The sequence below is a fragment of the Pelorhabdus rhamnosifermentans genome (assembly GCF_018835585.1).
Taxonomy (GTDB): domain Bacteria; phylum Bacillota; class Negativicutes; order UMGS1260; family UMGS1260; genus Pelorhabdus; species Pelorhabdus rhamnosifermentans.
The window spans coordinates 1-24,392 of record NZ_JAHGVE010000021.1 but is presented as its reverse complement, the minus strand read 5'-3'; the positions used below and the strand labels follow the sequence as shown (position 1 = coordinate 24,392).

Annotated in this window: 20 protein-coding genes, 1 riboswitch and 1 other annotated feature; of the genes, 17 read left to right on the top strand and 3 right to left on the bottom strand. The window is 42.0% G+C overall.

The window, feature by feature from the left end:
- The first annotated feature begins 230 nt into the window (after nucleotides 1-230).
- The 3 genes from Ga0466249_RS19470 (at nucleotide 231) to Ga0466249_RS19460 (ending at nucleotide 2,413) form a co-directional block, all read left to right on the top strand.
- Nucleotides 231-395, top strand: coding sequence for a dodecin family protein (locus tag Ga0466249_RS19470; RefSeq protein ID WP_215831154.1), 165 nt, complete (start codon nucleotides 231-233; stop codon nucleotides 393-395).
- A 424-nt stretch (nucleotides 396-819) separates the two neighbouring features.
- The gene (locus Ga0466249_RS19465) at nucleotides 820-1,359 is read left to right on the top strand and encodes a DUF3231 family protein (RefSeq protein ID WP_215831153.1); all 540 of its coding nucleotides are present in this window, start codon (nucleotides 820-822) and stop codon (nucleotides 1,357-1,359) included.
- A gap of 376 nt (nucleotides 1,360-1,735) precedes the next feature.
- Entirely contained in the window at nucleotides 1,736-2,413 is a 678-nt protein-coding gene (locus Ga0466249_RS19460; RefSeq protein ID WP_215831152.1) for a cysteine hydrolase family protein, read from the top strand.
- A gap of 156 nt (nucleotides 2,414-2,569) precedes the next feature.
- On the opposite strand, the gene Ga0466249_RS19455 is transcribed toward Ga0466249_RS19460, so the two are convergent.
- Entirely contained in the window at nucleotides 2,570-3,760 is a 1,191-nt protein-coding gene (locus Ga0466249_RS19455; protein ID WP_215831151.1) for a multidrug efflux MFS transporter, read from the bottom strand.
- Nucleotides 3,761-3,818: 58 nt separating this feature from the next.
- On the bottom strand, nucleotides 3,819-4,385 hold the full coding sequence (locus Ga0466249_RS19450) for a TetR-like C-terminal domain-containing protein (RefSeq protein WP_215831150.1): 567 nt from the start codon (nucleotides 4,383-4,385) through the stop codon (nucleotides 3,819-3,821).
- 394 nt (nucleotides 4,386-4,779) lie between these two features.
- On the opposite strand from Ga0466249_RS19450, the gene pdaB reads away from it, so the two are divergent.
- The 12 genes from pdaB (at nucleotide 4,780) to Ga0466249_RS19390 (ending at nucleotide 20,436) form a co-directional block, all read left to right on the top strand.
- Nucleotides 4,780-5,520 carry a polysaccharide deacetylase family sporulation protein PdaB gene (gene pdaB / locus Ga0466249_RS19445; RefSeq protein WP_215831149.1) on the top strand — a complete coding sequence of 247 codons (741 nt, stop codon included), beginning with the start codon at nucleotides 4,780-4,782 and terminating at the stop codon, nucleotides 5,518-5,520.
- Nucleotides 5,521-5,645: 125 nt separating this feature from the next.
- The gene (guaA, locus tag Ga0466249_RS19440) at nucleotides 5,646-7,184 is read left to right on the top strand and encodes a glutamine-hydrolyzing GMP synthase (RefSeq protein ID WP_215831148.1); all 1,539 of its coding nucleotides are present in this window, start codon (nucleotides 5,646-5,648) and stop codon (nucleotides 7,182-7,184) included.
- 116 nt (nucleotides 7,185-7,300) lie between these two features.
- Nucleotides 7,301-8,326 (top strand): GGDEF domain-containing response regulator, encoded by a 1,026-nt coding sequence (locus Ga0466249_RS19435; RefSeq protein WP_215831147.1) that lies wholly within the window; start codon nucleotides 7,301-7,303, stop codon nucleotides 8,324-8,326.
- A gap of 52 nt (nucleotides 8,327-8,378) precedes the next feature.
- Nucleotides 8,379-8,480: riboswitch (purine riboswitch) on the top strand.
- Between the two features lie 185 nt (nucleotides 8,481-8,665).
- Nucleotides 8,666-10,036, top strand: a complete 1,371-nt coding sequence (locus tag Ga0466249_RS19430) for an NCS2 family permease (protein ID WP_215831146.1) — start codon at nucleotides 8,666-8,668, stop codon at nucleotides 10,034-10,036.
- Nucleotides 10,037-10,140: 104 nt separating this feature from the next.
- Complete coding sequence (purE, locus tag Ga0466249_RS19425; RefSeq protein WP_215831145.1) at nucleotides 10,141-10,632, top strand: 5-(carboxyamino)imidazole ribonucleotide mutase; 492 nt, start codon at nucleotides 10,141-10,143, stop codon at nucleotides 10,630-10,632.
- 1 nt (nucleotide 10,633) lies between these two features.
- Nucleotides 10,634-11,341 carry a phosphoribosylaminoimidazolesuccinocarboxamide synthase gene (purC, locus tag Ga0466249_RS19420; RefSeq protein WP_246588901.1) on the top strand — a complete coding sequence of 236 codons (708 nt, stop codon included), beginning with the start codon at nucleotides 10,634-10,636 and terminating at the stop codon, nucleotides 11,339-11,341.
- Between the two features lie 27 nt (nucleotides 11,342-11,368).
- On the top strand, nucleotides 11,369-12,796 hold the full coding sequence (gene purF, locus Ga0466249_RS19415) for an amidophosphoribosyltransferase (protein WP_215831144.1): 1,428 nt from the start codon (nucleotides 11,369-11,371) through the stop codon (nucleotides 12,794-12,796).
- On the top strand, nucleotides 12,777-13,838 hold the full coding sequence (purM, locus tag Ga0466249_RS19410) for a phosphoribosylformylglycinamidine cyclo-ligase (protein ID WP_215831143.1): 1,062 nt from the start codon (nucleotides 12,777-12,779) through the stop codon (nucleotides 13,836-13,838). Before purF ends, purM begins: the two co-directional genes overlap by 20 nt.
- Complete coding sequence (gene purN / locus Ga0466249_RS19405; protein ID WP_215831142.1) at nucleotides 13,831-14,514, top strand: phosphoribosylglycinamide formyltransferase; 684 nt, start codon at nucleotides 13,831-13,833, stop codon at nucleotides 14,512-14,514. The genes purM and purN overlap by 8 nt, the downstream gene beginning before the upstream one ends.
- The gene (gene purH / locus Ga0466249_RS19400; protein WP_215831217.1) at nucleotides 14,514-16,052 is read left to right on the top strand and encodes a bifunctional phosphoribosylaminoimidazolecarboxamide formyltransferase/IMP cyclohydrolase; all 1,539 of its coding nucleotides are present in this window, start codon (nucleotides 14,514-14,516) and stop codon (nucleotides 16,050-16,052) included. Before purN ends, purH begins: the two co-directional genes overlap by 1 nt.
- 21 nt (nucleotides 16,053-16,073) lie before the next feature.
- A complete protein-coding gene (purD, locus tag Ga0466249_RS19395; protein ID WP_215831141.1) occupies nucleotides 16,074-17,339 on the top strand; it encodes a phosphoribosylamine--glycine ligase in 1,266 nt (421 codons plus the stop codon).
- 175 nt (nucleotides 17,340-17,514) lie between these two features.
- Nucleotides 17,515-20,436: an insulinase family protein gene (locus tag Ga0466249_RS19390; RefSeq protein ID WP_215831140.1), complete on the top strand. Its 2,922-nt coding sequence runs from the start codon at nucleotides 17,515-17,517 to the stop codon at nucleotides 20,434-20,436.
- A 422-nt stretch (nucleotides 20,437-20,858) separates the two neighbouring features.
- On the opposite strand, the gene Ga0466249_RS19385 is transcribed toward Ga0466249_RS19390, so the two are convergent.
- Nucleotides 20,859-22,034 carry an aminotransferase class I/II-fold pyridoxal phosphate-dependent enzyme gene (locus Ga0466249_RS19385; RefSeq protein WP_215831139.1) on the bottom strand — a complete coding sequence of 392 codons (1,176 nt, stop codon included), beginning with the start codon at nucleotides 22,032-22,034 and terminating at the stop codon, nucleotides 20,859-20,861.
- 59 nt (nucleotides 22,035-22,093) lie between these two features.
- Nucleotides 22,094-22,300: a binding site (T-box leader), on the bottom strand.
- Between the two features lie 269 nt (nucleotides 22,301-22,569).
- Between Ga0466249_RS19385 and Ga0466249_RS19380 the strand changes: the two genes are divergently transcribed.
- Together Ga0466249_RS19380 and Ga0466249_RS19375 are read left to right on the top strand one after the other, a co-directional pair.
- Nucleotides 22,570-23,811, top strand: coding sequence for a D-alanyl-D-alanine carboxypeptidase family protein (locus tag Ga0466249_RS19380; protein WP_215831138.1), 1,242 nt, complete (start codon nucleotides 22,570-22,572; stop codon nucleotides 23,809-23,811).
- Between the two features lie 237 nt (nucleotides 23,812-24,048).
- The coding region (locus Ga0466249_RS19375; RefSeq protein ID WP_215831137.1) for a transposase at nucleotides 24,049-24,392 on the top strand (344 nt) is incomplete at its 3' end.

Below are 24,392 nucleotides of genomic sequence, written 5' to 3'. Positions count from 1 at the left end.
GTCGCACAAAATCATCTCCTAACTTCCAATATACTACAAATTTTGGGATAATCCTGCATTTTTATGTAATTAAATATACAATATTGTAAATTTATAGTTCGAAATGAAATGATTACCATAGATTTATACAAATACGACTTTTTTTAATTATTTGCCTCTTTGCTTATAGTGTATAAAGAAGCTTTAATTTGCTCAAGATAAAAATATTCTATTAAAAGGAGGTTTGATTTATGGTTGCAAAAGTTATTGAACTCGTAGGTTCATCATCACATAATTGGGAAGAAGCGGTCAGCAATGCAGGGATTGAAGTTTCTAATTTTACTGCGAAGATTAATAATGGGAGCATTACTGAATATAAAGCTAATGTCCATATTGCTTTTAGTGTACATCAGTAACAACATGCAAGTCGGGTCAAATATCATATTAATATCAGATAAAATAATCCCTAATCTATCAGCTGTCAGGTAGGGATTTTTTAATTGACCTAAACGTCCATTATTTCAAATAATCTACGCCTGTCTGTGCTAAAAGTGATGTCAACTAAATCATCAAAGCGGGCGGGAACGTATAACAAATGGCCAAGATTGGAGGCTAATCTTGGCCATTTGAGGATCAAGTTGTGAGTTTTGCTGTCTTGATACAATATATGCTTTGAGTTAACATAATGTTAAAAACAGTTGGGTATAAATCCATTGGAAAATCATTCAATTTATACAACTAGATGTAAATAACAAAAAAATTACGTTGATGGTTATGAGGATAAAATTATTAATTCCGTTTAATCTATAAAAGAAGTTAATTGATCGAAGGAGGTTTTCCATGACAACGATGATGGACAAAGTTACTGAAGGTACAAATACTATTTTTCATATGCTGTTTGACAGAGAACCACTGAACTACATAGAAGGTGCTGTACTGTATGGCATTGTTGGACAAGGCCGTATCAATATGGGTATTCTGGAAGTGATGTACAACCAAGCACAAGACTCTGAATTAAAGGCACTTATTAAAGACGCACTGGAAAATCAAACCGAGTTTTTAATGGAGAAAGCAGAAAGCTATTTAAAATCAAATGAAACTAAATTACCTGAATTTCACATGGAAAGAAGAAAACTACATGAATCCTTGAATATTCCTGAAGATGCGCGTCTCAGTGATAGGGAAATTGTATTGGCCATTGCCAGTATGGCTAAAGCATCGCAAATAGCCGTATTAACTGCTTTGCATCAATCATACCAACCAGATGTAGCGCAACTTTATCGCCGTATATTGGATATATCATTTGATTGGAACTATAAACTTATGACACTGGCAATCAATAACGGCTGGTTACCACATATAGCAAAAATCTCACACTAAAAGAAAAAACTGCTGACACTAAGGTCAGCGGTTTTCTTGTTTCGCGCGAAATCCGTTTTAAGGTAAAGTACGATTTACATATTCTACGTCAGGGTAAATGGTAGGTTGTGTTTTCTCGCGCTTTTTTCTTTCGGAATCGAGAACGGGTGAATTTGGGATATTATTTGGCGTCGTCTGAGTTTGTATTTCCTTATTATTGTCCAATGATTACACACTCCTTTGTGCTTTAGTCATGTTAACACTAGTTTTTTTGCTGTTTAGGCTTTAATATAGGTTTCCCCGGGCTTTTACTTTTATACTGACTCATTGAATAAGGGTGCACAGTTATTTGCATAATACAAAATGAGCAAAGCAGTGCTGTTAAGGAGCCGATATCATGCAATATCATTTGAAAACTTATCGGATTATTGTTATTTGCCTGATGTTCACTATGTTTTTAACGGGATGTGCGAATAAGTCGTTAGAGCCTGCTTCAGAAGAGCCTGTCGGGCCAACTGGTGATCAAACAATTGTGGATGAATGGAAAACGATTGTTCCTCCGCAGGTGCCTGAGTTAAAATCTGTTACAGTTGATGCAAAAACAACTGCGCTGTTAATATTAGATATGCAAACTGCTATATGCAAAAATCCTCGCACTATAGCATCCATTTCTAAGATTAATCAGTTGCTAAGTGTGGCACGGGGAAGAGGCATATTTATTGTCTATAGTTTGACATCGGCAGGAAAACCATCGGATATTGTTCCGGAGCTTGTACCGGATTCTAATGATCCTATTGTGAAAGCAAGTGTTGATAAGTTCTACAACACTGATCTGAACAAAATACTGCATGAACACGGCATAAAAACAGTTATTATTACGGGTACCGCTGCAAACGGTGCCGTTCTCCACACGGCCACTGGTGCTGCTCTTCGGGGGTATCAAGTGGTTATCCCTGTTGAAGGCATGTCGGCTGCTGAGCCGTATGCCGAACAGTATACAGCGTGGCATATGCTTCATAGTCCTGGAACGAGAAACAAGGTGACTTTGACGAAGGGCAATATGATGGGTTTCTAGCGCCGGTTCTATATAGTAAAGTTGGCAAAGAGGATTAAAGCTAGAAATCGAAGTTATCGGAAAGAAAGAAGAGTCAACTTTGATATGAATTTATCAAGGTTGACTCTTCTTTCTTTTTTGTATTGGGTCAGTGGCTTTTTGTCCGTCTTACTACATTCAATGCTGCCGGGATACCTGCCTGCATACTGTTGTATAAACCCATAACGCGTTGAGTAATAATAAGGCACCAGTCACAAAAAATACATAATGAATACCAAAGGTCGCCGCCGTCTGTCCGCCTAACAACGAGCCACCAAAGGAACCTAAAAATTGGGCGGATTGGTTGTAACCAAAACAACGACCTGTAATGGCAGTGGGGGTATTACGCATGATCAGAGTGTTAATAGAAGGCAACAAGCCCGCTGCGGCTATACCTAATAAGAATCGAAGAGCCATTAGTTGCCAGGGAGTTGTTACAAAAGCTTGAGGGATGAATAACATTCCCGCAGCAATAAGGGCCGCTAACATGACTTTTTGAGGACCAATTTTGTCAGAGATTTTTCCTAGCTGTGGGGCGGCAAGCATATTAGCAAATCCAGAAGCAGCAAAGACCAGACCGGAAATAAGTGCAACATGGTTTGTAACGTGTAGTTGTGTGATATACACTGTGATGATGGGTTCGATGGACAATAAAGCCAGTTGTAAGATAAATGTAGTCACAAACATCGTGATCATGATTCCAGGGTTAGGTATCAGGTTCCAAACTTCGCGAAAAGAAAGCACACTTTTCGTGGGGGGCTTGAAATCTTCTTGAACAAATAGGAGAGAGGCCATGAAGGCGATCAGTAATAATGTGCCAGTGCCAAAGAAGACACTACGAAGTCCCCAGGTTTCAGCGAGATAGCCCCCAATGAGCGGACCAAGCAACATGCCCCCAACGGCTCCGGTGGAAAGGGTACCTAATGCCCAGCCCGCGCGTTCTTTGGGGGCTTGCGTTGCAATGAGAGTGATGGCAGCGGAAACAAAGCCTGAGACGGCTCCTTGTACGAGCCGCAGTCCAACTAACTGATACACGTTCTGTACGAAGCCCATGCAAGTTATGACAATAGCCATTCCTAAGCTGGCACGAAGTAGCATGGGTTTTCGCCCATATCTATCTGCAGCTTGCCCCCAGATAGGGGAAGCAATTGCCATAATGATAAAGGTTACGCCGAATGCAAATCCAGATAATTGTTCGATTTCTTCAATATTTTGCACGCCTAAATGTTCAATATATAGTGGTAGAACCGGAGCGATTTGGCTTAAACCTGCAGCGGTGGCAAAACAGCCAAGCCAGCACACTAATAGATTTCTTTTCCAAAATTCCATAATGATATCCTCGTATTCTAAATTTGTAGCTAGTTCAGATTGAAATAGTCTTTTTAGGTCACTGAGAAGACTCTATTCCACGAATGAAAATATCGATTAACCTTTGATAGCTCGCCTCTCGGTCTATGGGTGCAATAAACCACCCGGCTTCTTCCAAAGATGCAAAGCCATGCATTAAGCTGCGCAAGCTTCGAATGGCATGGGTTTTGTCTTCGGCATTCAAATTGTATGGTTCTAGCACTGTTGAAATGACTGCTATCATTTTTTGAATAGCAATCTTGAGATCTAGATTATTACGATCCGGGGATGAGACGATGGCTTTGTACAAACCTGGACGTTCTCTCGCAAATAATCGGTAGGCGTCAGCTATGGCTACAATGGCATCATGTTTTGCTTTACCAATCGCAGCATCACTTATTTTGATGCGGAGTTGATTTGTAGCTAAAATAGCCAATTGTCCCTTTAATTCAGGTAATCCATTAATATGATTGTATAATGAAGGCTTGCGAATTTCTAAATAATTCGCTACGGCAGTCAGCGTAACCTTATCTAAACCATTTGAATCAGCAATTTCGGCTGCCGCTGCTACGATGATCTGACTGTCTAATTTAACGCGTGTACGCAAAAATGTCACCGGCTTTCTCTAAGAACTTGTTGTAAAAATAATCCCGGGGAACTAATGAAAGTAATTATAAAACTAACTATGTTAGTTTGTCAATATTCCATTTTAAATTCGCTGCGAAAATATCATGGTTAAAGAGAGACATTCGGTCTCTTTGCATCATAGACTACAGTAGCTTCACATTCCAAGAGTCATTTAAGATAAAGGGAGGTTTTGATTATGGGATTTGGTGGTCGTGGATTTGGTGGCAACTGGATCATTATTATTATTATTTTGTTACTGTTCTTCTGCTGCTGTGGCAATGACAGTACGAGTTGCTAGGAACTATTGATTTTTTCTCAGGCATACTCTGCTTGTTTGATGCATAGATAGTATCAACAGGCAGAGGGGGAATAATATGATCATTAACTTGCGGCGTTTCTTTCATCATCGACATATTTTTTATAGTTTAATTGGGCTTTTTTTGGTTGGCACAGTCTATGTTGAAGTAGCTGATCTGATTAATTCCGGACCCATTGCCATAGCGGGCACACGCACGGATCAAAAGGTGGTAGCACTTACTTTTGATCATTCCTGGGGCAATAAATATACAGCTTCAATTTTAGATACGCTTAAAAGCCGTAATATACACGCTACTTTTTTCATTATGGGTCCTTGGGCTAAAAAATACCCTGAAATGGCCCAACGGATCGTGCAGGATAAACATGAAGTAGGGAGTCATGGCTATCGTCATGAAAATTACGGTGATATGACGGCAGATTGGGTAAAAGACGATATTCAAAAGGCACATGGACTGATTAAAGAAGTGACTGGTGTTGATCCGACGCTCTTGCGCCCGCCTAATGGTCATTACAGCGCACAATCATTGAAAGTTACCGATGAATTGGGCTATAAAACGATTATTTGGAATGTCGATTCACTTGATTGGAAGAATCCTGGGCGAGATGTGATTATTAATCGTGTCATGTCCAGACTGAAACCTGGATCAATTATTTTACTGCATGCCTCAGATACCCCTACACAGACAGCGGATGCTTTACCTACTTTATTGGATCGCATTCAAGCTGAAGGCTATCAAATTGTCACGGTTGGTGAATTGTTAAATCAGTATAGTGAAAAAGGAATCTTGAAACACTAAACAGGCTGAGGCCTGTTTTTTTTTTCAAAAATAAGCAGGGGTATTTACATTAAACCGCAAATTATGATATATTGTGTGTCTATAGAGAGTGTGCTTTTTGATTGTGTTATGAAGGAGGAATCATCATGTCTTTACAACAGGAATTGGTATTGGTTATGGATTTTGGTGGCCAATATAGCCAATTGATTGCCAGAAGAATACGAGAATGCGGTGTTTATTGTGAAATCGTATCGTTCCATACTTCGTTAGAAAAGATTCAAGCATTAGGACCGAAGGGAATTGTTTTTTCCGGGGGGCCGTCGAGCGTTTATGCTGAAGGTGCACCTCGCTGTGATGCAGGTATTTTTGATCTCAATATTCCGATCCTTGGTATTTGTTATGGTATGCAACTTTCGGCTTATTTGCTTGGTGGCAAAGTAGAGCATGCGGATAGTCGGGAATATGGCAGTGCAGATCTTTGTGTGGACAAACCTTCCTATCTATTTAAGGGAATTGCCGCTCGAACATCGGTGTGGATGAGTCATGGAGATTTTATTAGCCAGCCGCCTCAAGGGTTTACTATTGATGCTCACACGCATAATACGCCCGTGGCAGCTATGGGAAATAGCACGAAACAGATATTTGGCGTTCAGTTTCATCCTGAAGTCGTTCATACGCCAGAAGGCATGAATATGCTAAAAAACTTCTTGTTTGATATTTGTCATTGTCAGGGAAAATGGGATATGGGTTCCTATGTGGACGTAGCTGTAAAGGCTATTCGGGAAAAAGTAGGTAACAAACGTGTGCTGTGTGCTTTAAGCGGTGGTGTCGACTCCTCTGTTGCGGCTGTACTTGTACATAAAGCTGTTGGCAAACAATTGACATGCGTATTTGTGAATCATGGCTTTTTGCGTAAAGGCGAGGCCGAGCAAGTGGTAAAAACCTTCCGTGATGAAATGAAAATGAACTTGGTTTATGTGGATGCCACGAAGCGGTTTATGAATCGCATGGCAGGCGTGACAGAGCCGGAGAAAAAACGCAAGATCATTGGCGAGGAATTTATTCGTGTCTTTGAAGATGAATCAGCTAAGATTGGTGAAATTGACTTTTTGGTGCAAGGAACGCTTTATCCTGATGTCATTGAAAGTGGTACAGAGACGGCGGCTGTTATTAAAAGCCATCACAATGTGGGTGGTTTGCCTGAAGATATGAAGTTTCAATTAATTGAACCATTGCGCGATTTGTTTAAGGATGAAGTGCGGGCGTTAGGTCGGGAAGTTCATTTGGCTGAAGACATTGTATTGCGTCAGCCTTTCCCTGGTCCAGGACTGGCTATCCGGATTATTGGCGAGGTTACGGAAGAAAGACTTACTATTCTTCGTGAAGCCGATTCCATTGTTTATCAGGAGATTAAAGCGGCTGGACTGTATAATAAAGTGTGGCAGTCCTTTGCTATTTTGCCGGCCATGAAGAGTGTCGGCGTTATGGGAGATGAAAGGACTTATGCCTATACAGTCGGATTGCGGGTCGTATCAAGTGAAGACGGTATGACAGCGGACTGGGTGCGTCTTCCTTACGAGGTGATTGATAGTATCTCACGACGTATTGTCAACGAAGTGAAAGGCGTCAATCGTATTGTTTATGATGTAACATCTAAGCCACCTTCCACAATTGAATGGGAATAATGATTTTAAGCTGTTACGACTTTTTTTGGTCGTAACAGTTTTTTTATGGGCAAAGTTGTTTGTTTCATCATACTTTATGGTAAGTAGGTTTTTGCTTTTTTGTGGGAGGAAGGAGTATGAAAGAGAATAAGGCTGCTTGTATTATGATTGTCGATGATTCGCCAGAGAGTCGGCTGTTGATTGAGACTTATTTACGTGCCGCTGGTTATACCCATATTATGCAGGCAGGAAGTGCGCTGGAATGTTATGAACTCCTTAATTTGGAGGAGCGCTCTGGGGCAGAACGTTCAGATTTAATAATCATGGATATTCTGATGCCTCAGACAGACGGAATTGCTGCACTTAAGACACTGAAAGCACATCCCGTTTATCGGGATGTGCCTGTACTCATGGTGACAGTAGAAACAGGTTTGCATCAGCTTGATTTAGCTTTTTCTTGTGGTGCAACAGATTATATGACAAAGCCGCTCAAACAAATCGAATTATTAGCGCGTGTGCGTTCGGCACTCAAACTCAAAACGGAGACAGATTGCCGCAAAGACCGTGAAAAGGTTTTACGGCATGTAACAGCCAAGTTAACTCAGTCAAATAATAAGCTGCGGCAGCTTACAGAACTTGATGGGCTTACGGGTATTGCGAATCGACGACGTTTTGATGAAGTACTTGTTGCTCAGTGTGAGCATTATCCAAAGTTAGGACAGTTTCTGTCCTTCGTCATGATTGATATTGATTGTTTTAAAGCCTATAACGACACGTATGGACATCAACAAGGCGATTGGTGTTTGCAAAAAGTTGCGCATCTTATTCAAACTTTCACTGTGATACCGCAACTTGCTGCACGTTATGGGGGCGAAGAATTTGCGGTTATATTGCCTGACTGTACTGGCGAAAAGGCTGTAAAACTTGCTGAGACGATGCGTTATGAGATTGAGCAAGCCAAGTTTGTTCATGAAGCTTCACCTGTAGCGTCTGTTGTTACAGTCAGCTGTGGTGTTGTGACAGTGGCATCAAAGTGTATCTTGTTACCTGCTGAAGTCATTGCTTTGGCTGATAAGCAGCTTTATTTGGCGAAACAGCAGGGACGGAACCAAGTTAAATTTCAAGAAATAAACGAAAACACGAACATTATAGTAGAAAAATAGCAAAAGGTTCACTTTTTTGTATTGACACTGCGAGTTTATTGCTGGTACAATAAACTCATAAACAAATAAAACTCGTATAAAGTTGAGAATATGGCTCAAAAGTTTCTACCAGGTAACCGTAAATTGCCTGACTACGGGTGAAATCGTTCAGTGTTCCGCTAGACAACGTTGTCTTTATGGCAGGTGAAGTCTAGTTAAAACAGACCGCCTGGATGGGAAATTTCGCTCTTAACGCAAAATTCCTGTCCAGGTATTTTTATTTGTCATGAATGTTTCATTTGTTCATTGGGGATGTTTTTAAGGGAAACGGACTAAATTTCAAACGAAGGGGAGAAAGGAATGTTAGAAAAACTTTTTGCGCTTGCTGAGCGTAAGACGGATGTCAAAACGGAAATGATGGCAGGCATGACGACATTTATGACAATGGCGTATATTTTGTTTGTCAATCCAAGCGTATTAGGTGCTGCAGGCATGGACAAGGCGTCCGTTTTACTTGCAACTGCCCTTGGCGCCGGTATTGTCACCATCATGATGGGTCTGTTTGTCAATTATCCTATTGCGTTAGCACCTGGTATGGGCCTTAATGCTTTTTATGCTTTTACGGTTGTTATTGGTATGGGGGTTACGTGGCAAGTAGCTTTGGGTGCCGTTTTCATTTCTGGTATTATATTTATTTTATTAACAGTGACGCACATCAGGCAATTACTTGTTGAAGGTATGCCGATGTCATTAAAGTATGCCATTACTGTTGGTATCGGTCTCTTTATTACGGTGATTGGTCTTAAAATATCGGGACTCATGAGTATTCGCTTATCGCTGATTCCACCGACACTCGAAAAAATTGTTGCAGGCCATGGTAATGGTACGCCACAGTATTTTGAAACGATTATTGAAATGGGAAAATTGGCAGATAAAGATGTGCTATTGGCTGTTTTTGGTATTATTTTTATGGCTGTACTTATGGCGAGACAGGTCAAGGGATCGATGCTGATTGGTATTTTTACAACAACAATTGTGGGAATTATAATGGGAGTTGTAAAGGTACCGGCTGGTTTTAGTCCAGTGGCTTTTCCTGATTTAAGCCACAATGCTTTTTTTGCCTTGGATATTCCAGGCGCTATTAATATGGGTCTTATGACCATTATCTTTACCTTTACGTTTGTTGAATTATTTGATACCATGGGTACTTTAGTCGGTACGGCGACAAAGGCTGGTTTAGTTGATAAAGACGGCAAATTTCCTGGTATTGGTAAGGCCATGATGGTTGACGCTACAGGTGTTAGTTTGGGCGCATTGCTTGGTACAAGTACCATTACGGCTTTTGTTGAGAGTGCTGCTGGTGTAGGTGCAGGTGGCCGGTCTGGTTTAACAGCTGTTACTTGCGGTGTTTTGTTCATTTTGGCTCTTTTCTTTACGCCCCTTGTCGGACTTATTCCTGATGCGGCGACGGCTCCAGCTTTAATTATCGTGGGTGCGCTGATGATGGAAGGCGTAAAAAAGATTGATTTCAGTGATTTTACGGAAGCTCTTCCGGCATTTTTCACCATTGCGCTCATGCCTTTAACTTATAGCATTGCTAATGGTATTTCGGCGGGGCTGGTTTTTTACCCATTGCTAAAGATTATTACGGGTCGTCCGAAAGAAGTGCACTGGATTGTTTATGTTTTAGGTCTGCTTGTTATCGCCCGGTACATATTCTTAAATGAATAGTCAGTCCGAGCATAACTGAACAATATCTGACCCAGATAGAAGGGATTTTCCTGACTGTCTGGGTTTTCAATTCAAAGAATGATAAGGAAGAAGGAGGAAATCCTATGAAAGTAGCGATTATTATGGGTAGTGATTCTGATTGGCCCAAAGTCAAGCCGGCATTTGACTGTTTGACTGAATTTGGTATTGAAGCTGAAGTTGTTGTTGCTTCGGCCCATCGCACACCAGACAAGGTGAAAGCCTTTGCTGAAGGGGCGAAAAGCCGTGGCATTGCTGTTATTATTGCAGCCGCTGGTGCAGCCGCTCATTTGGGAGGCGTTGTAGCAAGCTTTACAACATTACCTGTCGTTGCTGTCCCAATTGAAGTATCGCTTGGCGGACTTGATTCGCTGTTAAGTATGGTACAGATGCCGTCTGGCATTCCTGTAGCAACGATGGCTATTAATGGTGCCAAGAATGCAGCTCTTTTTGCAGCGCAGATTCTTGCTGTGAGTCAGAGCGATGTGGCCGCTAAATTAACTGCTCATCGCCAAACCATGGCTAAGCAAGTAGAACAAAAAAATGAAAAAATACAAAATTTATTAGGGGGAAATTAACATGACGAAACCATTGTATGAAGGAAAAGCGAAACAGGTTTTTGCAACAGAGAATCCCGACGAATTGCTCGTTTATTTTAAAGATGATGCCACTGCATTTAATGGCGAAAAGAAGGGTACTATTGTTAATAAAGGCGTACTCAACAATAAAATTTCTTCTTTTTTCTTTGAAATGCTGGGACAAGCAGGGATTCATCACCACTTTATTAAACAAGTGAGTGATAGAGAAATGCTTGTAAAAAAATTGGCTATTTTGCCGCTCGAAGTGGTTGTACGCAATATTGCAGCAGGCAGTTTAGCGAAAAGAATCGGCTGGGAAGAGGGCCGAAAAATGCCTTCGCCTGTTGTGGAATTGTACTATAAAGATGATGCCCTTGGTGATCCGCTTATTAATGATTCTCATATTGCTGCCATGGGGCTGGCTACACCCGAGCAGGTTCAGAATTTAAAAGATTCGGCCCTTAAAATTAACGAGATTCTGACGGCTTATTTAAAAACGAAAAACATTGAACTCATTGATTTTAAGCTGGAGTTTGGTACGCATAAAGGTCAAGTGCTGTTGGGCGATGAAATTTCACCAGATACGTGCCGGTTATGGGATACTGTGACAAGCCAGAAACTGGATAAAGACCGTTTCCGTCGTGACTTGGGCAATGTTGAAGATGCCTACAAAGAAGTGCTGAAACGTTTAACAGGCGAAGTTTTATGATTTTTCCACAGGAAAAGGAGGTCCCTTATGATATTTGACATAACCAGTGATAAACTGCATGAGGAATGTGGCGTATTTGGTGTTTTTTCCCGGCAAGATCCCGCTGTGGCTATTACGACTTATAACGGTTTGTTTTCATTGCAGCATCGTGGACAGGAAAGCGCAGGCATTACAGTGAGCGATGGAAAAGTGATGGATGTTAAAAAGGGAATGGGACTTGTTAGCCATGTTTTTCGTGATGGTGTGCCAAGTCAGCAGGGGCACCTATCCATTGGTCATGTGCGTTATTCCACAACAGGCTCTAGTTTGCCTGTCAATACTCAGCCGCTTCTTGTCAGCTATGCTGGCGGACAAATTAGTTTGGCTCATAATGGGAATTTGACGAATGCCTTAAAAATTCGAAAGCAATTAGAAGCTGCCGGCAGCGTCTTTCAGACAACCATGGACAGTGAAGTCATTGTCAATCTGATTGCCCGCTCAGGTCAATCTTGCGTGGAAGAGCAGATTAAAGAAAGTCTGGCTAAAATCGAAGGGGCTTATTGCCTTGTCATTATGACAAAGGATAAGCTGATTGGTGTGCGAGATCCTCAGGGATTTCGTCCCTTATGTTTAGGAAAACTGCTTAATGGCTATGTTATTGCTTCAGAATCTTGCGCACTGGACACGGTGGGTGCCGAATTTATCCGCGATATTGAACCAGGTGAAATGGTTGTTATTGATGATAACGGCGTTACTTCACATTTTTTAACGAAGAAGGCTCCTAAGGCTTTGTGTGTCTTTGAATATATTTATTTTGCCAGATCAGACAGTAGGATGGACGGGCAAAGTGTGTATCAGGCGCGTCTTGCTATGGGACGGCAGCTTGCGAGGGAAAGCAAGTTTAAAGCGGATTTGGTTATTTCTGTGCCTGACTCAGGGACAACGGCTGCTTTAGGCTATTCCAGTGAATCAGGTATTCCTTTTGCTGAGGGCCTGATTAAAAATCGCTATATTGGCCGTACTTTTATTCAGCCGGAACAAAAGAAACGTGAAAAAAGCGTAAAAATGAAACTTAATGCCATTCGGTCTGTCGTGAAAGGCAAATCGCTTATTATGGTAGATGATTCTATTGTTCGCGGTACAACAAGCGGAAAAATTGTTCACCTTTTAAAAGAAGCGGGTGCAACTGCCATTCATATGTGCGTAAGTTCACCGCCGATTACAGATCCTTGTTTTTATGGGATTGATACATCCGTACGGAAAGAACTGATTGCGTCAACGAAGAGCGTGGAAGAAATTCGTCAATTTATCGGTGCAGATTCGCTCCATTACTTGTCAGCCGAAGGATTGTGTCAAGCCATCAAGGGAGTACCATCGAAGGATATGTGCTATGCTTGTTTTACGGGAAGATATCCCGGCTGTACACCAAATGATGAAGATTGCGGAGGGAATAAATATGTCTTCGAACAACACTAAATCTGTGACTTACCGGGACTCAGGCGTTGATATTGATGCTGGCAATCGTGCTGTTGAACTGATGAAGCAGCATGTGCGTGCCACCTATCGTGACGAAGTACTCGGCGATATTGGCGGATTTGGCGGTCTCTTTGCCTTAAGTGGCCGTTATGAAGAGCCTATTCTAGTATCAGGCACAGATGGTGTCGGAACGAAACTAAAGCTGGCTTTTATGCTTGATAAGCATGATACGATTGGGCAAGATGCCGTGGCTATGTGTGTGAATGACATTCTTGTGCAAGGAGCCGAACCGCTGTTTTTCCTTGATTATTTGGCTGTTGGTGCACTAAAGCCCGAGAAGGTAGCCTCCATTGTCAGTGGTGTGGCGCAGGCTTGCACGGCATCCGGCTGTGCTCTTATTGGCGGGGAGACAGCTGAAATGGCTGGCTTTTACTCAGATGGAGAATATGATATCGCTGGTTTTGCCGTAGGAATTGTGGACAAGAAAAAGCTTATTACTGGTAAAACCATTACGCCGGGTGATGTTTTGATTGGTCTGCCCTCAAGCGGACTTCATTCTAATGGCTATTCGCTTGTGCGTAAAATCTGTTTTGATGTTCAGCAGCTTAAACCAGATGAATTTATACCCGAGCTTGGCAAGACGATTGGTGAGGAATTATTAACACCTACCGTTTTGTATCCCAAGATTTGCTTGCCTTTATTGAATCAGTTTACCATTCGGGGGATGGTGCATATTACAGGCGGCGGTTTCTATGAAAATATTCCCCGTGTGTTGCCGGAAGGTACGAGTGTTCATGTTGATGTCAATGCGTGGCCTCAGCCGAAAATCTTCGAATTGCTCCAGAAGTGGGGAAATGTGGATGCCAAAGAAATGTATCGGACTTTTAACATGGGTATTGGTATGGTCCTTGTTGTGCCGCAGGAAGAAGCCGATTCACTCATTCAATATTTAGCTGATAAAAAACAAGCCGCTTACCGTATCGGTGAAGTGACAGAAGGAGATGGAAAGGCAGTTCTTACGGGAGGCCCCTTTCATGTCTGATTTAGTACTCGGTATTTTAGCCTCGGGACGTGGCAGCAATTTTTTAGCGATTAAAGAAGCTATTCAAGAAGGCAAGCTCAAAGCGAAGATTGCCGTAGTCATTAGTGATCAATCAGATGCCAAAGTGCTTGGTCTTACAGGGGATATTCCTTGTTATGCTGTTGTGCGATCCGATTATGCATCAAAGCAGGCTTTTGAACAGGCTATGATTGCTAAATTACAAGAATTTGGCGTCAATTTTGTTGTTCTTGCCGGCTTTATGCGCATCCTTGGCAGTGATTTTATTGATCAATTTGCTGGCAAGGTTTTGAATATTCACCCTTCCCTGTTGCCAAGCTTTCCAGGACTTCACCCGCAGCAGCAGGCCCTTGATTATGGAGTGAAAGTTTCTGGTTGTACCGTCCATCTTGTTGATAAAGGCATGGATTCAGGCCCGATTATTTTACAGGTTCCTGTACCTGTCTATAGTGATGATACAGAAGATACTTTGGCTGAGCGGATTTTGGTTATGGAACATCGACTGTATCCGGCAGTGCTGGCTTTATTTGCCCAGGACTGTATTACAGTTGAAGGACGCAGAGTGGTCATTGATTGCGCTGGCTATAGTTTACTTGCCGACTCGATCCAATGGTCCGGCGTCTGGTCAAAGACAGAAGATGAAGGAAGGACAGTATGATGAAAGTCAAACAAGCGTTGCTTAGCGTATCAGATAAAACGGGTATTGTTGATTTTGCCCGTAAGCTTCATGAATTAGGTGTTCGTATTATTTCCACAGGTGGAACGATGAAAACTCTACAGGATGCAGATATTCCTGTTACTTATATTAGTGATGTGACTCATTTCCCGGAAATGATGGATGGCCGGGTAAAAACGCTTCATCCTTTTATTCATGGTGGTATTTTGGCTGTGCGAGATGATGAAAACCATCAAAAGGCTATGAAAGAGCATGGCATTTCGGGAATTGATCTTGTTGTAGTCAATCTTTATCCGTTTCGTCAGACCATTGCCAAATCCGATGTGACACTTGCTGAAGCCATTGAAAATATCGATATTGGCGGTCCGGCCATGATTCGATCGGCAGCGAAAAATTTTCGCTTCGTTGGCGTTGTTGTCAATCCAGCTCGTTATGATCAGGTACTAGCGGAAATGACGGAGCAGGGTGAAATTACGGATCAGACGCGCATGACCTTGGCTCGTGAAGCTTATAGTCATACGGCAGCTTATGATTCTTGTATTACGGAATATTTAGCGGTTCAGCTTGGTGAAGGTTCTTTCCCTGTGACGATTCATCCTGGCTATGAGAAAATTCAGGATCTGCGCTATGGAGAAAATCCGCACCAAACGGCGGCTTTCTATAAGGAACAGTTTAGTACAACAGGCATTGCATCAGCCAAGCAGCTTCATGGTAAAGAATTATCATTTAACAATATTGTGGATATTGAAGCTGCCTACGGACTTGCCAGCGATTTTGAAGAACCGGCTGCAGCCATTATTAAACATACCAACCCTTGTGGAACAGGTATCGGCGCTACTTTGAGCGAGGCTTATAAAAAAGCCTTTTCGTCTGATCCTGTTTCAGCTTATGGCGGAATTATTGCTTTAAACCGCTCCGTCGATCAAGCTACAGCAGAGGAAATTAGTCATACTTTTATGGAAGCAGTCATTGCACCTGCTTTTGATGAAGAAGCGCTGGCTATTTTAACGAAAAAGAAGAATCTTCGTCTCTTAACGGCACCGCTATTAGATGAAGTTAATCAAGCTTTTGACAAAAAGAAGGTTTCAGGCGGATTGCTTGTACAGCAAGCCGACCGTAAGGTCGAAAGTCGTGCAAGTATGACAGTGGCTACAAATAAGATTCCAACTGAAGCCGAATGGGAACAATTGCTTTTTGCCTGGAAGGTTGTAAAGCATGTCAAATCGAATGCTATTGTTGTGGCAGGCAATTCTCAGACCTACGGAGTCGGGGCTGGACAGATGAATCGTGTGGGATCAGCAGAGATTGCCTTAAAGCAGGCGGCTGAAAAAAGTCAGGGTGCTGTGTTGTCATCTGATGCCTTTTTCCCGTTCCGTGATTCCATTGATACGGCAGCGAAAGCAGGGATTACGGCGATTATTCAACCAGGCGGATCGATACGGGACCAAGAATGTATTGATGCGGCAAATGAACATGGTATTGCCATGGTATTTACAGGCATTCGGCATTTTAAACATTAATAATCGGTTAGGAGTGATGATGTGCGCATTCTCGTAATTGGTGGCGGTGGCAGAGAGCATGCTTTTGTGACTGCTATTCATAACAGCAGCAAGACGACGAAAATTTACTGTATTCCAGGCAATCCCGGTATTGCCGCTTTGGCGGAATGCATTTCGCTTGATTCGTCTAATCCGGCAATTCTATGTCAGTTTGCCATGGAGCATGCGATTGACCTCACTGTCGTGGGGCCTGAGGTTTGTTTGGCAGCAGGTGTTGTTGATGCATTTCAAAAACAGGGACTGAAGATATTTGGCCCGACTCGTGCGGCAGCTGAGCTTGAGTCGTCGAAGACGTATGCGAAAGAATTGATGAAGAAATATGCTATTCCAACAGCGAATTATGAAGTCTTCACAGATGCTGCGGCTGCGAAAAAGTATATTGAGTGTCAAGGCGCGCCCATTGTTATTAAGGCGGATGGACTTGCAGCAGGTAAGGGCGTTGTTGTGGCTCAGACTATTGTAGAGGCTTGTCAGGCTGTGGATTCCATGCTGGCTGACGCGGCTTTCGGTGATGCAGGTTCACGCGTGGTCATTGAAGAATGTCTTGTCGGTCAAGAAGCATCGGTTCTGGCCTTTACTGACGGCTACACCATTCAACCCATGGTTGCATCGCAAGACCATAAGCGGGTTTTTGACGGTGATGAGGGTCCCAATACAGGCGGCATGGGGACGTATGCTCCAGCTCCTGTTGTGACAACAGAGCGTATGCAGTGGATTACGCAGCATGTTTTGCAACCTACTATTGACGCTATGCGCGCTGAAGGACGACTCTATTCAGGTTGTCTTTATGCGGGTCTCATGATTACCGAGCAAGGTCCTAAAGTGATTGAGTTTAATGCAAGATTCGGCGATCCTGAGACACAAGTTGTCTTACCTCTGTTAAAAACTGACTTTATTACTGTCATGGAACATTGCATTGAGGGTACTCTTCAAGAGCTTGATGTTGAGTGGAACAACGGTGCCTGTGTATGCGTGGTTTTGGCCTCTGGCGGTTATCCTGGCAGTTATGAACAGGGACTGGAAATTACCGGACTCGATGATCTGCTTCCTGAAACCTATGTTTTTCATGCTGGCACAGCCAAGCAGGGTGATAAGCTTGTGACAGCAGGCGGCCGAGTCCTTGGCGTGACGAGTCAGGCAGCGAATTTGAAACAGGCTGTAAATAAGGTTTATCAAGAAGTCCCGAAGATTCATTTTAAAGATTGTCACTACCGTACAGATATTGCCGCCAAGGCATTTCAAAAATAAATTGAATCGGAAAATAGTCTATGAAGCTGTGGATTTTTTCGCAGCTTCATTTTTATCTCGTTATAACGCAGGAAGATTTCGCCAAAAACACGAATAGGAATAAGGAACATTGCATATGAATAAGATGTAATGTTATGCTCCGCAAATCTTTCAAGAGAAAGAGGTTAATTAACTTATGTCGATTCACGAAAATCTTCTCCATGGTTTTGAACTTCTCAGTGAAAAAAAAGTATCGGAAATCAATTGTTTGGCAAAAATTTATCGTCATGTAAAATCGGGTGCCAGGCTGTTCTTTTTGCAAACAGATGATGACAATAAGGTTTTTTCGATCAGCTTTCGAACACCGCCGACAGATAGTACGGGGGTGCCCCATATTTTGGAACATTCCGTATTATGCGGTTCCCGCAAGTTTCCTGTCAGGGAACCCTTTGTTGAGCTTGTCAAAGGCTCACTCAATACCTTTCTAAATGCCATGACCTTTCCTGATAAAACGATGTATCCTGTCGCTAGCCGTAATGACAAGGATTTTCGCAACTTAATGGATGTCTACTTAGATGCTGTTTTCTATCCCAATATTGAGCAGGTGCCCGAAATTATGATGCAGGAAGGCTGGCACTACGAACTGGAAAATGCGCAAGCCGAACTTTCTTACAAAGGCGTTGTTTATAATGAAATGAAGGGAGTCTTTTCTTCGCCTGACGCCGTTTTAGAGCGTAAGATTCAAGAAACGCTCTTTCCTGAATCTCCCTATGGCGTGGAATCAGGCGGTGATCCTGAGTTTATCCCCAATTTAACGCAAGAAGAATTTGTCACCTTTCACAAGAAATACTATCATCCAGCGAATAGCTATATTTTTCTTTATGGCAATCTCAATATTGCTGAAGAACTGAAGTTTATTGATGAAGAATACTTGAGCCACTTTGATCGTATCGAAGTGGATTCGGCGATTGTTCGCCAAAAGTCGTTTGATAAAACGCTGGAACACACCTATTCTTATCCCATCTCGGTCAATGAGAAACCTCAAGATAAAACGTTTCTTAGTTTAAATTTTGTTGTGGGTGAAGCGACTGATCCTGAGACAACACTTGCTTTTGAAATTTTAGAACATTTGTTGTTAGGTACACCCGCAGCCCCGCTAAAAAAAGCTTTACTTGAAGCCGGAATTGGTAAGGATGTCTTTGGTCAGTTTAACCAGAGCATTTTGCAGCCCGTGTTGACTGTGGGGGTGCGCGGTGCCAATGAAGACAAAAAAGCTGAATTTTTAAAGGTGGTTTATGAGACGCTTCAGCGGCTTTGTACAGAGGGGCTTGATAAGAAATTAGTCGAGGCTTCGGTTAATATTCATGAATTCCAGTTGCGCGAAGCTAATTTTGGTAATTATCCTAAAGGCTTAATTTATAATATTAAGTGCATGGATAGCTGGCTTTATGATGAAAGTCCGCTTCTTCATTTAGCTTATGAAGGGGCATTAGGGAAGGTCAAAACGGCCTTAACAAGTCGCTATTTTGAAGAATTGATTGAACAGAAACTTCTCCAAAATAAGCATCAGGCTGTTGTTGTTGTCAAACCGGAACAAGGTTTGGCTGAAGCGAAGAGCAAAGAATTGGCTGCAAAATTGGCTGAGTACAAGAAAACCCTGACAACCGAGGAAATAGAGGGTATTGTAAAGCAGACAGAGAGTTTGAAAAAGCGTCAGACAACACCGGATACACCCGAGAAACTTGCGACAATTCCGCTTCTTTCATTAAAGGATATTTCCAGAAAAACAGAAGAGTTGCCCCTCGTTGAGAAGAAAATCGGTGCAACGAAGCTGTTGTTCCATCCGCTATTTACGAATCGCATTGCCTATGTCAACCTCTATTTTGATAGTGCTGTTGTAAAGCAATCGTTACTACCGTATTTGTTCTTGCTTGATGGTGTGTTAGGCCAAGTCGATACGGAGAAGTATACTTATAGCGAATTATCGAATGAAATTAATATTCATACAGGGGGTATTAGTTCGGCTTCTGTCGCTTATTCGGAAAAAGATGACGATACAATTTTTTATCCGAAGTTTAAAGTTAAGTCAAAAGCTCTCGTGGCTAAATTGCCAGAACTTTTAGGACTTCTTGGTGAAATCTTAGGACACAGTCGTTTTGATGATAAAAAGCGACTTAAGGAATTAATTGCCGAATTAAAGTCGAAATTTGCCGCGATTATTTTGGAAAAAGGGCAGATTATTTCTTCTAGCCGTGTCTTATCTTATGTCTCGCCTGTATCGAAATTCCGTGAAATCGGTTACCTGTCTTTTTATCATTTCGTGGCCGATCTTGAAGAGCATTTTGATGAAAAATTTGCTGAGATTCAGGCTAATTTGCATCAAGTGGCTGAACTGATTTTTACTCGTGAAGGCATGCTTATTAGTTTGACGACGGATGAAGCCGACTATAAGGCTTTTACAGACAGTCTGCCTCGTTTGTGTAAGAAACTTCATACGGCTCAGGCTTTACCTGAAAGTTACGAGTTTTGCTTTGGTGCCAAAAATGAAGGCTTAATGACATCTGCTAAGGTGCAATATGCTGCTAAAGGGTATAATTTCAGGCGTCTTAATTTTGAGTATCAGGGCAGTATGCGTGTCCTTGAGACCATCATGCGTTATGATTATTTGTGGAATCGTATTCGTGTGCAGGGCGGGGCTTATGGCGCTTTTGTGCAGTTTGAGCGCAATGGCAATATGGTTTATGGGTCCTATCGTGATCCGAATTTAGCTGAGACCGTCCATGTATATGATGAAGCAGCACAGTATATTGCAGCGTTTAAGGTTACTGAACGCGAAATGACGAAGTACATTATTGGTACCATGAGCGGGATTGATAGTCCTCTCACTGCATCCATGAAAGGAGAGCGGGCGGCTGAAAATTATCTTCAGCATATTACACAGCACGATATGGAACAGGAGCGGCGTGAAATACTGGAGACAACAGAGGAAAAGGTGCGTTCGCTAGCGGCGCTTGTGGATGAGTGCATGAAGCAAAATTATATCTGCGTATTGGGTGGTGAAGAAAAAATCCAGCAGAATAAACAGCTTTTTGCCCAGCTTGTATCCGTATTTGAGTGAAAAACAAGAAAGGAGCTGTCTCAAAATTGGATTTTTCATCCTATTTTGGACACTCCTTTTGCTTAGTTGTTGCAAACTTTATTGCTGAAAACGTTAATCCAATTTTGACATAACTATAAAAGTGAATGACTTGACACAAGTATGGATAGACTATAATATAGTAAATAGAGTAGGTTGGCTGCAAATATTCATGGTTGCGACGCCAGCATGATCCTACCTTCTAGTCCACAAGTAGATAGCAAAGGCAAAAGCCAAGGCCATTAACCAGGGAGCATCAGGCGGAATCAAAACCGTGACGCCGGTTACATTGATTTGCATTAATGCCAACCTCCCTATTTAGTTTTAGACGACAAGTTGTAGCTTGTCGTCTATTTAATTATAGCAGATTATTCCATAAGATAAAGCTCATAATTCATTTAACTTTAAACGGCTACTGCGCGGCTGTTGATAAAATGGTCCATACGCCGGAGGGCTTCTCGCAGGTGTTCTTCTGAATAGGAGTAAGAACAGCGAATAAATCCTTCGCCGCAGGCACCAAAAGCATGGCCTGGGATGACAGCAACTTTTTCTTTCTTTAGCAGTTGCTCAGTAAATTCTTGTGAAGAAAGCCCTGTTTTCTTAATGGATGGGAAGATATAGAAGGCTCCCTGCGGTTCAAAGCAATCCAAACCCATGTCACGAAATCCTTTGAGCATGATTTTGCGACGCTTATTATATTGTTCCATCATTTTTTTCATGGCACCTTGGCCATTTTTTAAGGCTTCAATGGCTGCAATTTGCGAAGTAATGGGGGCGCATAGCATGGTGTACTGGTGAATCTTCATCATGGCTGCAATCACGGCGGGATGAGCCAGGGCGTAGCCAATGCGCAGTCCCGTCATGGCATGTGATTTGGAAAAACCGTTGAGAATAATGGTGCGGTCTTTCATGCCATCAAGTGCTGAAAAACAGGTATGTTTGCCATCAAAGGTCAGTTCAGAGTAAAGTTCATCTGAAATGACAAGCAAGTCATATTCTGCAGCAAGATCGGCAACAGCTTGTAATTCAGCTCTGGACATAATGGCGCCTGTGGGATTATTGGGATAGCCTAGAATAATGGCCTTGGTTTTCGGCGTGATTTTCGCACGTAGTTCATCAGCTGTGACACGAAAGCCGCGTTCAGGCGATGTGGCGATAGGTACGACTGTTCCTCCGGCGAAGAGTACACAGGCTTGATAGGAAACATAGCAAGGCTCTGGAATGAGCACTTCGTCGCCAGGTGCAACGATGGCACGTACAGCAAGGTCAAGGGCCTCACTGGCTCCGACTGTGACGAGGACTTCTTCTTCAACATCATAGGAGACATGATAGCTGTTTGCAATATATTTGACAATTTCCTGACGTAGTTCAAGTAACCCGGAATTCGAGGTGTAATTTGTTTTGCCTTGCTCCAGACTGTGGATGCATTCAGTGATAATATGTTTGGGTGTGGCAAAATCAGGTTCACCTACACCGAGTGATACGACATCTTTCATTGTGGAAACAATATCGAAAAATTGGCGTAGTCCTGATGGAGCAACTTGTTCAACTAACGGGGAAATGCGTTCTGACCATTCCATGAAATTATCCTCCTTTTATATTAAAAAAGCTTAAAAATAAAAGGGACCAATTCTCATCCTAAAAGGACGAGAATTGATCCCGCGGTACCACCTTAATTAGCCACTAGCTCGCTTAAATCCATTAACGCTGGACAACGGTGCGCACTTACTATTGTTCAGTGCAACGGCTCCAGGAGGGCGTTCAACTACGACTTTCACACCGGTTTTCATCGTACCCGGCTTTCTGCAGATCCCATCGTGCTTACTGTTCCTGTCATGGCCTTGTGATTATTTTCTTGTGTACACAAGATATTTAATTGATTGTTTTATATCTTATCATAAGTTTAAACAAAAATCCAGTAAAAAATTCACTTTATTTTTATTGTCTCGGTGATTGGTTTGGACACGGTTCAAACTAATCACGCATTTCTTGCGATATCTAAACAACTAAAATTCACTTATTTTTAGATATAGATTATGTTGGTTTAAACCAACATATATGCTAAAATAAATTGTTGTGAATAAGTATTTCTATTTATTTTAAGGAGGTTGGTTTATGGTTTCTAAATCGCAGCAATCTTCATTCAGTTCCGATAATCCCCTTTTCTCTCCAAGCAGAATATTAATATTACTTATTGTCTTAATTTGCATTATAGGTATTTTCCATTTTGTTAGAAATCACCCAAAAGTTGAGGCGAAACCGACAACCGCTACTATTAGCTTACCTGGCCAATTCGCCGTCGCATTTCCACAACAAGGGGAATCCGCTGTTGGTACTGACAGCTTGGGCGTAATTGCTTCTTCACCAGACCAAACTCCTGTTCCTATCGCTAGCGTAACAAAAATCATGACGGCTTATTTAGTATTACAGGCTCATCCTTTAAAGCCTGGAGAAGTTGGACCTACCTTAACCATGACAGCAGAAGATGTTGCAAATTACAAAAATGACTTAGCGCTGGATTACTCTGTACTGGAGGTTAAAGAGGGCGAACAATTAACCGAGAAGCAACTCTTGGAAGCTCTGTTGCTTCCTTCAGCGGACAACATCGCAACTGCTTTAGCACGGTGGGTTGCTGGATCTGATGATGCGTTTATTGCCAAAATGAATGAAACGGCTCAAACTCTTGGAATGACTTCAACTCACTATGCGGACGTTAGTGGTGTAAGCGAAGCGACAGTTAGTAGCGCAGTCGATCAAATTAAAATTGCGCAAGTTGCCATGCAAGACCCGATTTTCCGTGAAATTGTTTCCATGCCGCAAGCTACCTTCCAAACTGCTGGTACTATTTATAATGTGGATAGTATGCTTGGACAGCACGGAATTGTGGGAATTAAGACAGGATCTACTTTAGCCGCTGGAGGTTGCTTTGTATCGGCAACACCTATAGGTGTTGGAGCTGATAAGCATTATATTATTGGAGCTGTTCTTGGTCAAAAGACTGCTCAATCTTTGCAAAGCGCGTTAGATCTAAATGCACAAATTTTAGATCAGGCTCGTTCACAGATAAAATTATATCCACTGTCTTCTTCGGCAAATAGTTACGGACAGATAATAGATCCGTGGAATAGTAACAGTGTTTTGAATTCAGATAAGGCAGTACAAATTTGGGGATATCCTGGTATGACTGCTTCTCTCTCGGTTGACGTTCAGGATACTCAATTACCGATTCCGAGTGGCTCTAATATAGCAACTTTAAAAGTTCAGTCTAGTCAATCTGTTCAGCAAATTCCTCTTCAAAATTCAGAACAAATCAATCCTCCAAGCTTCTTCTGGCGATTGTTCCGAAATTGGATATAACTTATTGATGATGGGGAACCCGTGGGAAACCTCTATTTAAGGCTCGCTAGAGCGGCAACTAAAGAAAAATGGCGTAAAAACCGTTCAGGTAAAGATAAACCTAGAAGCATCGGCTTCTAGGCTTTTCTTATGTCAAGGGGACGGGGTGAAACCACTGAAAAAGTCAATATATATCAATAATAATCCAAATATGGTATAATATAGATGGATAATAAATCAAGAAAGCAGGGAATAAACATGCTTAAACCCAAATCAAAACAATTAAGCTTATATTCCATTCTATATAGTAAAATACCAAATGATCATGTGCTTAAAAATATAGATAAAGCAGTCGATTTTAGTTTTATAAACAAGCTATTAGAAGGGTCTTATAGTGAGCAGCTTGGTCGCCCAGCTAAGGAACCAGAAATGATGGCAAAACTTCTGATTTTGCAATATCTATACAATCTATCCGACACAAAAGTAATCGAGGAAACCTCGTTGAATCTTGCTTATATGTGGTTTGTTGGCATAAATCCAGACGAAGATTTACCAGACGCAAGTTTGCTCGCCAAATTCAGAACACAACGTCTGAAAGGTAC